13 protein-coding genes are annotated in these 13023 nt (G+C 42.9%); 4 read left to right on the forward strand and 9 right to left on the reverse strand.

The features are described 5' to 3' along the window. The first annotated feature begins 55 nt into the window (after positions 1 to 55). Both E2H97_RS18040 and E2H97_RS18045 read left to right on the forward strand, forming a co-directional pair. Positions 56 to 625, forward strand: coding sequence for a LemA family protein (locus tag E2H97_RS18040; protein WP_133408402.1), 570 nt, complete (start codon positions 56 to 58; stop codon positions 623 to 625). 66 nt (positions 626 to 691) lie between these two features. Then, the gene (locus E2H97_RS18045; protein ID WP_133408403.1) at positions 692 to 1438 is read left to right on the forward strand and encodes a class I SAM-dependent methyltransferase; all 747 of its coding nucleotides are present in this window, start codon (positions 692 to 694) and stop codon (positions 1436 to 1438) included. Positions 1439 to 1498: 60 nt separating this feature from the next. Here E2H97_RS18045 and E2H97_RS18050 read toward each other — a convergent pair whose 3' ends face one another. The 4 genes from E2H97_RS18050 to E2H97_RS18065 all read right to left on the reverse strand — a co-directional run bounded on the left by E2H97_RS18050 (position 1499) and on the right by E2H97_RS18065 (position 5350). Further along, complete coding sequence (locus tag E2H97_RS18050; RefSeq protein WP_133408404.1) at positions 1499 to 1999, reverse strand: hypothetical protein; 501 nt, start codon at positions 1997 to 1999, stop codon at positions 1499 to 1501. Positions 2000 to 2579: 580 nt separating this feature from the next. Next, positions 2580 to 3899, reverse strand: coding sequence for a two-component system sensor histidine kinase EnvZ (envZ, locus tag E2H97_RS18055; RefSeq protein WP_133408405.1), 1320 nt, complete (start codon positions 3897 to 3899; stop codon positions 2580 to 2582). A gap of 5 nt (positions 3900 to 3904) precedes the next feature. Then, positions 3905 to 4624: an osmolarity response regulator transcription factor OmpR gene (ompR, locus tag E2H97_RS18060; protein ID WP_133408406.1), complete on the reverse strand. Its 720-nt coding sequence runs from the start codon at positions 4622 to 4624 to the stop codon at positions 3905 to 3907. 147 nt (positions 4625 to 4771) lie between these two features. Then, positions 4772 to 5350 (reverse strand): uracil-DNA glycosylase family protein, encoded by a 579-nt coding sequence (locus E2H97_RS18065; RefSeq protein WP_133408407.1) that lies wholly within the window; start codon positions 5348 to 5350, stop codon positions 4772 to 4774. Positions 5351 to 5697: 347 nt separating this feature from the next. On the opposite strand from E2H97_RS18065, the gene E2H97_RS18070 reads away from it, so the two are divergent. After that, entirely contained in the window at positions 5698 to 6903 is a 1206-nt protein-coding gene (locus tag E2H97_RS18070) for a multidrug effflux MFS transporter (RefSeq protein WP_133408408.1), read from the forward strand. A 49-nt stretch (positions 6904 to 6952) separates the two neighbouring features. On the opposite strand, the gene glnG is transcribed toward E2H97_RS18070, so the two are convergent. The 5 genes from glnG to E2H97_RS18095 form a co-directional block, all read right to left on the reverse strand. Continuing rightward, entirely contained in the window at positions 6953 to 8338 is a 1386-nt protein-coding gene (gene glnG, locus E2H97_RS18075; RefSeq protein WP_133408409.1) for a nitrogen regulation protein NR(I), read from the reverse strand. Beyond that, positions 8335 to 9387: a nitrogen regulation protein NR(II) gene (glnL, locus tag E2H97_RS18080; RefSeq protein WP_133408410.1), complete on the reverse strand. Its 1053-nt coding sequence runs from the start codon at positions 9385 to 9387 to the stop codon at positions 8335 to 8337. The genes glnG and glnL overlap by 4 nt, the downstream gene beginning before the upstream one ends. 84 nt (positions 9388 to 9471) lie before the next feature. Then, complete coding sequence (locus E2H97_RS18085) at positions 9472 to 10011, reverse strand: DUF4124 domain-containing protein (protein ID WP_170308354.1); 540 nt, start codon at positions 10009 to 10011, stop codon at positions 9472 to 9474. Between the two features lie 183 nt (positions 10012 to 10194). Beyond that, positions 10195 to 11352, reverse strand: a complete 1158-nt coding sequence (locus E2H97_RS18090) for an iron-containing alcohol dehydrogenase (protein ID WP_133408412.1) — start codon at positions 11350 to 11352, stop codon at positions 10195 to 10197. After that, the gene (locus E2H97_RS18095; RefSeq protein WP_133408413.1) at positions 11352 to 12074 is read right to left on the reverse strand and encodes a hypothetical protein; all 723 of its coding nucleotides are present in this window, start codon (positions 12072 to 12074) and stop codon (positions 11352 to 11354) included. The genes E2H97_RS18090 and E2H97_RS18095 overlap by 1 nt, the downstream gene beginning before the upstream one ends. A gap of 234 nt (positions 12075 to 12308) precedes the next feature. Here E2H97_RS18095 and E2H97_RS18100 point away from each other — a divergent pair, with 234 nt between their 5' ends. Beyond that, positions 12309 to 12935, forward strand: a complete 627-nt coding sequence (locus tag E2H97_RS18100; protein ID WP_133408414.1) for an energy transducer TonB — start codon at positions 12309 to 12311, stop codon at positions 12933 to 12935. Positions 12936 to 13023 lie beyond the last annotated feature (88 nt).

Here is a 13023-nt window from a genome sequence, read left to right on the forward strand (position 1 = left end):
TCCCATTGAGCCTGTCCTAAAGTTATATCAATCAATAAGGAGAGTTGATACAAGGATGTCTTTACTGCTTCTGGTCATTGTTGCCGTTGTATTTTGGACCATCACAGATTTCGCACGATTAAAGTCAAAGCGACAAACAGCGCTTAGGCTGCTAACCCAGCTCGACATCGATTTAGAACATCAAACTCATTTACTCAAACAGCTTTTACAACAAAGTACCTTAAGTGCTGCAGAACAAGACATCATACTTCGTGTTACTAACGATTATCGCCATGAATTCTTAAAGCCTTATGCCATTCATAATCGCCGCATGTTGCACTGGCATTTAAAGCAAACAGCAAGGTTGAGCCAGCACCTTAATCAGGTGCAGTGGAATCTTGAGCAGAATAAGGCACTAGAAGATAACGTCTTTTTAGGGCACTACCGAGAAACCCACAGCCTATTTTCAACCTTATGCCGTAAATACAATCTGGCCGTCACGGAGCTCAATCACACTCTTCGTTTGTTCCCTAATAATGTCGTCGCCCAGCTTACCAACATTCATTCTTTACCGTTTTTTGAGCCCCATACTGCATTCAAGCCCAGTACATTTACCGCCAACGAAAAGCTTAAGTTATCGGCATAAGATTGTCGTAGACAGCCTCCCCTCGTATAATCGTCTCTAATTAAACTCCATACCTTTGAGCTTGTTGTGTCTTTTGCCATTTATTTTGAAAAACAATCCCCCTCTCTTTGTGAGCTAAGCCAAAAGTGGCAACTGACTCATGATGAATCTTCGTTATTCGAACTCAAATTTGAACAAGAGCAACTTAAATTATTTAAACGCGACGAACCCAAGTTATCGGGTATTGTAGTCGACTTTGTAAGTGGCGCGAGCGCTCACAGACGCAAGTTTGGTGGTGGTAAAGGTCAAGCGATTGCCAAAGCGGTAGGGCTTAAAAAAGGGGAAACTCCTAGCGTCATTGATGCCACAGCAGGACTGGGACGTGACGCTTTTGTTCTGGCGAGTCTTGGTTGCCAAGTGACGTTAATCGAACGTCACCCGGTGGTTGCGGCTTTACTAGAAGATGGCTTACGTCGAGCCTATAACGACCCTGAAATAGGTGAATGGGTGCAACAGCGCATGCAACTTCACCATGGTGCCAGTCAGCAACAATTATCAGCTTTAGAGCTTAATGCCGATGTGGTGTATCTGGATCCTATGTATCCTCACCGTGAAAAGTCCGCCCTCGTTAAAAAAGAAATGCGAGTGTTTCAAAGCTTGGTGGGGAGTGATCTTGATGCCGATGAATTACTTGCTCCTGCACTAGAGATAGCCAACACACGGGTCGTAGTCAAACGACCTGATTACGCTGAAAACTTAGAAGGACGCAAACCCTCAACGGTTATCGCCACTAAGAAAAATCGCTTTGATGTGTATGTAAAAAAGGCAATGTGATTTGATATTAATGAAGACTCACATTTTCCATAGGAATCCGCTATTTTCAATAAAGAGAACTTATTGAATTGAACAGTTTGGTAATCGGGACTTTGTTCTCACTGGAGGCAAATATGCAGGCCTCTCTATAGAGACATAATCTTGAAACTCTTTATCTTCAAAGTTGGTATCTTTGAGGCAATGTTTACTGTGATTTTTTCTTTGAGAACTATCGTAAAAATAGGATTCGTTACATTCAGAGCAAGTCAAATAAAGCTCTTTTAACGCTTGTTTTAACTTAGCACTATTACCACTGTATTTTTCAGAACTTTGACATTCGGGGCAGACAGAATAACCTTGCTTTTGTAAATCTTTATAACACGGTTTACAAACCGTATGGCCGTCATTACAAAAAAAGGTGTCTCCAATCGCATCTGTACAATAACAACACTGACGTATCAATTTAGAGCCAGAATGATTCCACTTCACACCATCAACATCTATTGTTGATAGAGAGGCTTGAGAAGTCCCTAATGGGATTATTTCAGTTCGACTTGCCAGTGAAACTTGATTAGCTGCCATTTGACCATCCAAATGCTACGGTCTTATTGAAGACGGAAATGAATAACTTTGTTGGAGCATACGTCACCTAGATAAGTTCAAATGACGACCTCTAACTCCAACTGCATAAGAGTTGCATGCAATCCATACATATCTGTTGTATAAACAATAGCCTGAGTTGATTCAGATTGTTACTTTGATTTAATACATTTAATCTTATGTAAAGATTAAAAATATCTATTCAACACTTATAACTATGTTCAATCACAAATTGCTAATTTAAAATTTGTAGTTCATTTCGAAAGGACAAAAGGAAAAGCTGTCAGTTTGTCTATACAATATTTGATACTCTATAGAGCTAACTTAACCTCAGCTCAGCATAAGCCAACCTCTACAGCACAGCTACTTATGTGTATTTCTGTGTTAGAACAGCTCGAAATAGACCTGCTATTACGATCTGTTCTGCCTTGAACTACACACTGTTAGCAGTACTGTAGATTAAGGTTAAAGTTTGTATTGTAAATACATAATCTTATTGATTTCGTTATACAGAGCTGAGGTTAACTTAAAGAGTTAATTAATCCATTGATTAAGAGTATGATCACTCAATCGGCAATCTTACCGTCGCTTTCAATCCCCCTTCAGGGCGATTCGCTAACTTGACTCTCCCAAGATGACTTTCGACAATCCGCTTAATGATAGCTAAGCCAAGCCCAGAGCCAATGCTGCCTCTGGCACTGTCACCTTGTGTGAACGGCTGAAATAGTGCTTCCATCTTCGTTTCATCAATACCGGGGCCATTATCTTCTACACTAAATTCAATGAAGCGTTTATGGTAAAAGCTACTGATTTTGACCCAGCCATTACCATAGCGAAATGCATTTTCCACTAAATTACTGATCACCCGTTTTATCGATATCGCTTTCATCGGTATAGCTGGACAAGACTGTAACTCTAATTCAATTTCACCTTGGCGGTTAATCTCAGCATCAGCGATATCTTGAATAATCGAGTTGATTTGATGTGGTTGCACAAGTTCTTGCTGATCTTGACGAATGTAGGCAATAAACTGATTGATGATGGCGTCCATGTCTTCAATATCATTAACAATGCCTTCTTTGAGATATTGATCTTCTTCTACCATCATTTCAGAAGCTAGACGTATTCGAGTGAGCGGTGTACGTAAGTCGTGGGAAATACCAGCCATCAGCAAGGCTCTATCTTGCTCTAACTGTTTCATGCTGCCCGACATTCGATTAAAGGCTTTGGTAACCTCTACAATTTCGGTTGAGCCATTCAGAGGCAGCGGCTCTGGAAAATCGCCACGGGAAACCGAGGTGGCGGCCTGTTGCAGTCGTCTCAACGGTCGATTTTGCTTACGAGCAAATGCCCAGCCACCAATGACGCTTAATGCACCAATCACCAGCAAATATAACGTTAACGGAGACAGTTCATCTTCGTTAATACCACTGTTCAGTGTCACCTTAATCCAGATGTCAGGCGCTTGAGGGGGGCGGATCCAAATTTGCAAATATTGGGCTTGCCTAACTCGTACTTCTGTTTGTCCACCAAGGTATTCCGACATTTGACGAGACCAAAAGCCATAATAAGTGGCATCATTCACGCCCGCGTTTCGTGCTTGCTTTTGACTATAGGCACGCATGCCATCATTACGCACTTTGGCGTTTAGCGCATCAACTAATGTCAGGTGTTGCCGATCAATATCTACTTCATCAATAAACAGTAACTTTACTTGACGCGCAATGAGCTCATTAATTTGCTCATAACTGGGCTTGATAAAGTACACGGCTACTGTCCAATACGACACCAGCTGATTGATGAGCAGCAAACTGCCAATCAATAATACCGTTTGACTGAATGCACTACGGGGTAAAAATTGGCGAAAAAACCTCAGTTTCAACGTGGCTAGCCTTTTCCATCGGGTACAAAGACATAACCAATACCCCAAACCGTTTGGATATATCTTGGATTAGTGGCATCTTCTTCAATTAAACGTCTTAAACGAGATACCTGCACATCAATAGAGCGTTCTAGGGCAGAATAATCCCGACCACGTGCAAGGTTCATCAGTTTATCGCGGGAAAGGGGTTCTCTTGGATGAGTGGAAAGCACTTTTAGCACAGCAAATTCACCACTGGTTAAATTAATAGCGTTATCGCCCTCATACATCACTCGAGTGGCTAAATCTAAGGTAAATTTACCAAAGCTGATGGTTTCTTCTTGCTGCGAAGGCGCGCCAGGAATGTCTTGAACACGACGACGCATCACAGCATTGATACGTGCTAATAACTCACGAGGATTAAAGGGCTTAGGCATATAGTCATCAGCGCCCAATTCAAGGCCAATAATACGATCGACCTCATCACCTTTGGCGGTAAGCATCACAATCGGAATATTGTTTTCTTGCTGACGTAAGCGGCGGCAAATAGACAAGCCATCTTCACCGGGCAACATTAAATCTAAGACCATGAGATGAAAATTTTCACGCTGAAGCAGACGGTCCATCTGCTCAGCGTCAGCCGCCGTTCGAACATAAAACCCTTGCTCGACGAGGTATCTCTCAAGAAGTGAGCGTAACCGAACATCATCATCAACGACGAGTATTTTTGAAGTTTCTTGTCCCATGGCCTGTCCTTATCCCAGTGCTGTATTTTTATCGCATTAATATACCTTGTGAAATGTTCAAAAGGCTAGCATTACTGGTGATTTAGTAAATTGAAAAACAATAAGTTTATTTGAATGGCTTGTGAAGCTATGAATTGTAAATAAATACTAATTGATAAGTTGATCGATCCGCTGTTGAAGATAAGGGATCACTTCTTGTTCAAACCAAGGATGGCGCCGAAGCCACCGATTATTTCTAGGACTCGGATGAGGTAAAGGCAAATAAGCAGGAATACATTGTTGCCACGCCCTAACTTGCTCAGTAACCGTTTGTTTTGCTGCCAAGTGGTATTGCAGTGCATACTGACCTATCACTAACGTCAGTTCAATGTTCGGCAACAAAGATAGCAAGGGCTCCCGCCATGTTTTTGCGCATTCTGGCCGAGGCGGTAAATCCCCAGACTTACCTTTACCCGGATAACAAAATCCCATCGGCACAATGGCAAACAGATCAGGATCATAAAATTGCTCATGACTCACGCCAAGCCATAACCGTAATCTATCGCCACTGGGATCATTAAAGGGTATCCCAGTTTGCTGTACTTTCATGCCCGGCGCTTGACCTGCGATGAGTATCTTTGCCTGAGTGCTTGCTTGTACAACAGGCTTAGGTTCAAAGGGCAAATGTTCTGCACAGATTTGGCACCGAGCAATTTTTTCAAGTAGCTGTTCTAATTCTGATTTCATAGTAACCTCAGCTCTGTATAACAAAATCAATAACGTTATGATTTACACCACAAACCTTAAATTTTTATCTACAGTGCGGCTAATAATGTGTAGTTCAAGGCAGAACAGTTCGTAATAGCCGTTACCGACATACAAAACTGTCGTTACTGCGTTTCTATTTCGGGCTGTTCTAACACAGAAATACGCATAAGTAGCTGTACTGTAGAGGTTGGTTTATGCAGAGCTGAGGTTAACTATAAAACCATACTATTTTTAAGGTAATTAACGATTTTTTAGTTTATTCAACATCGCTTTTCCAGTAGGATCTGCGCCCCTGCTCACACACTCCTTTCAAGGTAAAAGGCCGTATGTCAAAAGTATCCTTACCTATTCTGATGTTATTGGTGGTTTTTAGCCCTTTGGCGATTGATATCTACTTGCCATCTATGCCGACTATGGCCGCTGAATTTGCTGTTTCCGATAGCCAAATTCAGTCTACCTTAATTATTTTCCTGTTTGCTATGGGATTAGGGCAATTACTGATTGGGCCATTAGTCGATAGATTTGGACGTCGACCCGTCGCGTTAGCGGGGGCTTGCGTCTACGGATTAAGTAGTACTCTTGCTGCATTGGCAACCCATTTTGATGTATTACTTCTGTCTCGTTTATTACAGGGGCTGGCCGCCTGTTCAACCAGTATTGTCGCGTTTACCGTTGTTCGAGATTGTTTTGATACCAAACAAATGGCCAAAATATACAGTTACTTGAATGGCGCAATATGTGTCATTCCGGCTCTTGCACCAAGTTTTGGTGGGCTGTTGGCTTTGCAATTTGGTTGGCGTTCTACCTTTATTTTTATGACTGTGTTTGCCGTAATCATGCTTGTGGTATTGAGCTTAAAGCTTAAGGAAACCAAACCAGAACACACGATTATTGATGGCAAGCTGTACCACTGGGAGCGCTATTTACCGATCCTTTCTGAGCCAAGATTCATGTTTTATGCCCTGTGCTGCATGAGCTGTATGGCTGCCATCCTCAGTTATGTGGCGTATTCTCCGATTTGGCTCATTGGCAATTTAGGGGTGTCAGAGCTGAAGTTCAGTGCTTTATTCGGTTTTAATGCTGTCATCAATATCATTGCGTGTTTTGCAGCCCCTAAAATTATTCAGCGCTTAGGAAACCGTCCGACGGTGCTAGTGGCTTTAGGGTTATTGGTGGCAACGGCTCTGCTGACGTTTGTATTACACCATACAGCACTGGCTGACAGTATCGCACCTGATTTGGCCTTTATGCTGCCGATGCTTGGCTTGTGTATTGGCTTTGCATTTTTGTTAGGCCCAGCTACGTCGATGGCATTGTCTTGCTTTGGTAGTCGAGCCGGCACGGCCACTGCACTTTTGGGTTGTATTCAGATGAGTGGCGCTGCCATTATCGCTGGCGGATTACAACATACATCATTACAAGCGCCAGATGCAGTGGCGTTAATTTGCTTAGTATTACCCGCAATGCACTTGTTGATCATGGCAAGACCCAATTTAAAACACTGGCATTATGAGCAGTCATCAGATGTGTGAGTTGCTGCGATAGCTGTGCGTAATAGTGTGAACGACAACTAAAACGTACTTACTTCAACTTGCGAGTAATGGTATTGCGGCCGCAGCCTAACAATTTAGCCGCGGCTTGTTTATGACCATGAGTGTGCTCCAGTGCAGCTTGGATCAGAATTTGCTCAAGGGCTTGTTGTGCTTCAGACAATAAGCCCTCTTCTCCTGCCTGTAATCGCTGCATGGCCCAATGTTTTAACGGTTGCTGCCAGTTTTCACTATTGCTTGTACTGTCATAGGTTTTTACTCGCAGTATATCTTCTGGCAAATCCGACTCTAATACTTCTTCGCCACTTGCCATCACCGCCAACCAACGGCAGACATTCTCTAATTGGCGCACATTTCCCGGCCAAGGTAAGGTTTGTAAGCACTTAATGCAGTCTTTTGCTAAGACTTTTACAGGCTCTCCCATTTCTTTGGCCGCCATTCTTAAAAAGTGCTCAGCCAATTTAGGAATATCTTCACTTCGTTTTGCCAACGACGGCAACGGAATGCGGATCACATTTAGCCTGTGAAATAAATCTTCGCGAAATTTACCGTTTGCCACCAATGTTTCTAGATCTTTATGGGTCGCAGCAATGATACGAACATCAACATTTACCGTTTGATGACCTCCAACACGATAAAAGGTGCCATCAGCCAACACTCTTAATAACCGTGTTTGCACATCCAGTGGCATATCACCGATTTCATCAAGAAATAAGGTTCCACCATTGGCTTGTTCAAAGCGACCTTGCCGAGTTTGCTGAGCGCCAGTAAAAGCGCCTTTCTCATGACCAAATAGTTCACTTTCAATCAGCTCATGGGGGATCGCCGCCATATTAAGTGCAATAAACGGCTTCTCCTTTCTAGGGCTGTGTTTATGTAAGGCTTGAGCGACTAATTCTTTACCCGTGCCTGATTCTCCATTAATTAACACACTTACCGAGAAACGGGACAAACGCCCAATTGCACGAAAGACCTCTTGCATTGCCGGCGCTTCACCAATTAACTCTGGTGTATTAATTAACATTTCTGGCTTTTGGGCAGTGGGTTTACTCGAATTTTTTGCTAACGCTCGTTCAACCAATGCCAACATTTCATCGACATCAAATGGCTTAGGTAAATATTCAAAGGCACCTGCTTGATAGGCGTTAACGGCACTATCGAGATCCGAATGAGCGGTCATGATGATCACGGGTAAATCAGGATAATTCAGAGACAGTTTTTCAAGTAAAACCAAGCCATCTGTGCCCGGCATACGGATATCAGACAAAATCACTTGTGGCTGCTGGTATTCTACGGCTTGCCATACACTATCGGCCGTAGCAAAGCTACAACAGCTAATTCCTACTGAGGTTAAGGCTTTTTCCAGTACCCAACGGATGGCACTGTCATCATCAACTATCCAAACTTGTTCTGTCATTGTTGCTCTTTATATGCAATCGGGATTAAAAAAGAAAACACGGTTTGTCCGGGTCTAGACTCGAAATCCAACCGACCTTGGTGTACGTGAGCAATTTGTTGGGCAATGGATAATCCAAGACCACTTCCTTGTTCTCGCCCTGTCACCATCGGATAAAACAAGGTGTCTTGTAACTCAAAAGGCACACCTTTGCCATCATCGATAACGCTTAATTCAAGCACCAGTTTATGCCGGACTTGACCTAATGTGACTTGATGCCGCGTGCGCGTTTTTACAATGATTTGCCCTTCTTGCTCTCCCATCGCCTCAATCGCATTTTGTATGACATTTAGCAGTGCTTGCTGCATTTGCTCTGGCTCCATCGCAAAATCAGGCAGAGAAGGATCATAATCACGTTTAAACGTTATGTGCGGAGGTAAGCTTAATTGAGCAAGATTCAAAACCTTCTCACACACTTGGTGAATATTGTAAACCTTATGAGCCACTGGTCGTTGAGGACCAAGTAACCGATCCACTAAATTTCCCATTCGATCCGTTTGCTCTATGATCATACGTGTAAATTCAGTGAGCTCATTCCCCTTAAGTTCACGCTCTAATAATTGGGCAGCTCCTCTGAGTCCTCCCAGCGGATTCTTAATTTCGTGAGCGAGATTTCGAACTAAAAATCGAGCCGCCTGTTGCTGTGCATCTTGTTGAGATTGCTGATAAATACGTCGTTGCTGATCTACCTTTCTAAGTTCAAGTACACTTAATTTATCACTTGGCATTAACGGCGACAGCATAAAATCCACAGTATGAATTTCGCCATCAAACGTTGTAATTTGACAACGATTCACCGCTAAACTTTGCCCTTGAGCCACGGTTGTTTTTAAGGTTTGCCACTCAATATCAGAGCTATCGACCACTTGATTAAGTGATACTTGTTGTAGCTTACTGCTTCTTAACCCCAAAAGTTGAGATGCGGCTGTGTTGATGTAGCTGATTTTCAGCTCATCATTCACCACCATCACGGCAGTACTTAAGTTTTCAAGAATAAGTGTCGAGTCCATGGCTTAGCGATACATTTGCACCAAAGTAGTGCAGACAGTGTGCCTGATGTTTAGCCTAGCTGCAACGATCTAAATTCTGAGGGATTAAGGTTTTTTACGAATTAATGGAGAGTTAGGAAAATTTTTAGAATGGCGATGCAGATAAATGGTGATCTTATCGCTGCTTATCTGTTTATCACTGCCTCGTGGGGATGCAATGACTTGTAATTGATGTTCACCTCGATCGAGGTTATTCAATTGAAAACGGCCATTTAACTGAAAATCACCATAAGGCTGACCATCCACCATCAACTGCCACATAAAGTTGTCACTTGTACCTTGTGCTACCGCAACCACCTCAAACTGACCGTTATTATCTCGAATGGTTTGTTGATCTTGCGGTGAGACAATACTTACTGTTGCAGTTATCGCTTTATCTTGTGTTTCAGTTGAACCGTGAGTTTTAGGCGTAATGACAGAAGAGGACATCTCATTAAGGACACGAACACTTGGCTTGACTTCAACGGCACCGGGTCTGGGTTTATCGCTGTAATGAACCTTGCCGTCTTTGTCTATCCACTTATAGACAGCAGCCATTGCTGGCAAGCTTAATAAAAGCAAACACAAAACCAGTCCATTACGCATATTCATTTCCTTATGGTGTTAAGGCTTAATTCATTGTGTAAATTGTCATTGAATCAGCATCAAAAATACAGGTAAGGAATAAGCTGACCATCCGAGGCATGGATGCCGAGGCTGAGCGCCCATGGATGGGTTCACAGCGTGTCAGCGTTTCCTTAACTGTATGCTCAAACAAGGATGCTTAACCTACAACGCTCCTTTTAATATGGCACGACTGGCATCAAGGTCAATCTTTTGGTGCTCACCTAACGCCACCATACCATGGGTTTCCAGCTGACCAACTAAAGCATCGACATGAGACTCGTCTAGCTCATAATCACCTAAACGAGTGCCAATTTCCAAGCTTTCAAAGAACGCTTGAGTTTTATCAATCGCGGTATTAATACGAGTATCGTCATCACCTTCGGTAATATCCCACACGCGCTCTGCATATTGCAGTAATTTTGCTTTTTTCTCTGCTTTTGTGTGACGTAATAATGATGGTAAAACGATAGCCAGAGTACGAGCATGGTCGATATCATGCAGCGCCGTGAGCTCATGACCAATCATATGTGTCGCCCAGTCGTGAGGCACACCTGCGCCGATGACACCATTTAATGCACAAGTCGCCGTCCACATTAAGTTAGCGCGCACATTGTAATCTTCTGGGTTAGCTAATGCCTTTGGTCCCACTTCAATCAAAGTTTTTAATAAACTTTCGGCATAGCGATCTTGCACCATGGCACCCACAGGGTAAGTTAAATACTGCTCTGTAGTATGCACAAACGCATCCACTACACCATTAGCAATTTGACGTTTAGGCAAGGTATAGGTTTTCACAGGGTCGAGTATTGAAAACTGTGGAAAGACATGAGGACTCATAAAGGCGAGCTTTGCCTTGATAGACTTACGAGTGACCACACTGCCTGAGTTCATTTCAGAGCCCGTAGCCGGTAGCGTCAACACACTACCAAACGGCATAGCTGAAGTGACTTTAGCGCCAAAGGTTTGCATGATCTCCCATGGTTCCCCCTCATAATGTGCTGCTGCAGCCACAAACTTAGTGCCATCAATGACACTGCCCCCGCCAACAGCTAACAAAAAGTCGATGCCATTTTCTTTAATACTGGCAACCGCTTTCATCAAGGTTTCATAAGTTGGATTTGGCTCAATACCATCAAACTCAAATTGCTGTCGTTCACCTAAAGCTTGCTTAACTTCATCAAGCGTTCCATTGCGGCGAGCACTACTGCCACCAAGAAGAATCAGTACTTTTGCATCCTGCGGAACCAAGTCTGCTAACTTAGCAATTTGTCCTTCTCCAAAGCAAATACGCGTTGGATTATAGAAATCAAAATTTTGCATTAGTCTTCACCTTCAGAAAGATTTCCACGATTGAGCATATATAAACGGAATAGAGCGATATTGATAAATAAACCAAAGAAAGCAACTGCAGTTTCTACGATAAGCTGCAATGGCATACCAACTTGTGACGTCACTTGTGATAGCGCTCCACCAATCAGTGATAATGGCAGATATAACATCACAATTCCAAGTGTCGGGAGTATGATTGGCCCACTCAACTTCCAGCTGCTTGATATAGCTTTCATTGGGGTTAATCGCTCCGACACCACCATAAAATTCACATAGGTCAAACGCGTGCCGATAAACAAGGCGATAGCCAAGCCAATAAGCGCACCGAATTCTTTCAACGCCGCAATTAAGACAAAAAACGGTCCTGCGATCGCCAAACCACTGAACACAGCGGCAAGTAGCATCGCAGGGATAAAATGCAGTGCATTAAACCAGATCTGGCGAGCATTGGGCTCGTGCCCTTGTGAGCGAACTTCAAGGAACAAAGTCAGAGATGAAAACAACCATGAAAATACAATCACTAACGCCATCACAGCCGCTAAGGTCATGGAACTAAATTCAGGATTATCTTGCGTAACCGCTTTGATCTGAGTACCAATCCACATCTGTATCGCATTCATGATCAAAATGAATGGCACAGTAATAATGGCTAACTGCTTAAAATGATTTTTAAAAAAATTAAATGCTTCTGTAAATGTGGCTGACAATGACATGAAATTTCAAAGCCCAGTTAATAAATTGTGATTGCTGCTAAGGATACCCAAAATCGACTGTCATTGCACCGTAGCAGAGGTTATCAATTGCGTGATACCGTCTGCATTTTGATGAAATTTAACTCACTTTTGTTTTTCTGATTCGTTTTTCATTACCAAATGTAACAAAATGTTTTGCATTTGTTTCAATTACTGGTAATTCTAAAAGGGTGTCTACAACGGAGGGAACACGTTATGAAAAGCAAAGGTTTTTTAAGTAAGACAGCGCTACTGAGTCTATCCGCAGTCATCGTGACACTTGGCTTGTTTTACTTCATGTCTAAGTTAATTGACGATGCGCCTACGCCACAGTCAGCCGAACCTGTACCACCAACCTCCATTGCAGGAGATTTCAAAGAGCCAAAACCTCTGACTAAGCCCCCAAAACCAGAGCTTAAGGATAAACCTGAGCCACCTAAACCTCCCAAGTTTCCTGTGCCAACGTCAGAAACGCCGAATACGACAGTCTTAGTTGGTCCGAAAACACCTGAGCTTCCCACTCTTCCTACTGTAACAAAAGAAAAGATCCCGGCTTTTCCTAGTACCGATGGTAGTGCAACCCCCATAGTACAGGTGCAACCTATGTATCCACCAGAAGCTGCGAGAGATGGTAAAGAAGGTTGGGTATTAGTCGCGTTTAATATCGATAAGTTAGGCAAAGTCACTGATGCAAAAGTCATTGATGCCGACCCCAAACGTACCTTTGATAAGGCGGCGTTAAGAGCGATCAAGAAGTGGCGTTATAAGCCCAGAAGTGAAAACGGTGTCGCCTTAGCTCAAAGTAATCAGCAAGTGAAATTAGATTTTACCTTAGAGAAATAATATCAAAATTTGGATCAGGTAAAAAACGATATGACTATCGTTTTTTACCTGCCTTTATCATTAGAATTTCCAGGCCAAAAGCGCAACA

Source organism: Parashewanella tropica, assembly GCF_004358445.1.
Classification (GTDB): Bacteria; Pseudomonadota; Gammaproteobacteria; order Enterobacterales; family Shewanellaceae; genus Parashewanella; species Parashewanella tropica.

Coding starts and splice junctions, on each gene's coding strand:
- E2H97_RS18065 (WP_133408407.1), bottom strand. CDS start 5,350: ATGAAATCAGAATTAGAACAGCTACTTGAAAAAATTGCTCGGTGCCAA.
- E2H97_RS18040 (WP_133408402.1), top strand. CDS start 56: ATGTCTTTACTGCTTCTGGTCATTGTTGCCGTTGTATTTTGGACCATC.
- E2H97_RS18070 (WP_133408408.1), top strand. CDS start 5,698: ATGTCAAAAGTATCCTTACCTATTCTGATGTTATTGGTGGTTTTTAGC.
- glnG (WP_133408409.1), bottom strand. CDS start 8,338: ATGACAGAACAAGTTTGGATAGTTGATGATGACAGTGCCATCCGTTGG.
- ompR (WP_133408406.1), bottom strand. CDS start 4,624: ATGGGACAAGAAACTTCAAAAATACTCGTCGTTGATGATGATGTTCGG.
- E2H97_RS18100 (WP_133408414.1), top strand. CDS start 12,309: ATGAAAAGCAAAGGTTTTTTAAGTAAGACAGCGCTACTGAGTCTATCC.
- E2H97_RS18090 (WP_133408412.1), bottom strand. CDS start 11,352: ATGCAAAATTTTGATTTCTATAATCCAACGCGTATTTGCTTTGGAGAA.
- E2H97_RS18095 (WP_133408413.1), bottom strand. CDS start 12,074: ATGTCATTGTCAGCCACATTTACAGAAGCATTTAATTTTTTTAAAAAT.
- E2H97_RS18050 (WP_133408404.1), bottom strand. CDS start 1,999: ATGGCAGCTAATCAAGTTTCACTGGCAAGTCGAACTGAAATAATCCCA.
- glnL (WP_133408410.1), bottom strand. CDS start 9,387: ATGGACTCGACACTTATTCTTGAAAACTTAAGTACTGCCGTGATGGTG.
- E2H97_RS18085 (WP_170308354.1), bottom strand. CDS start 10,011: ATGCGTAATGGACTGGTTTTGTGTTTGCTTTTATTAAGCTTGCCAGCA.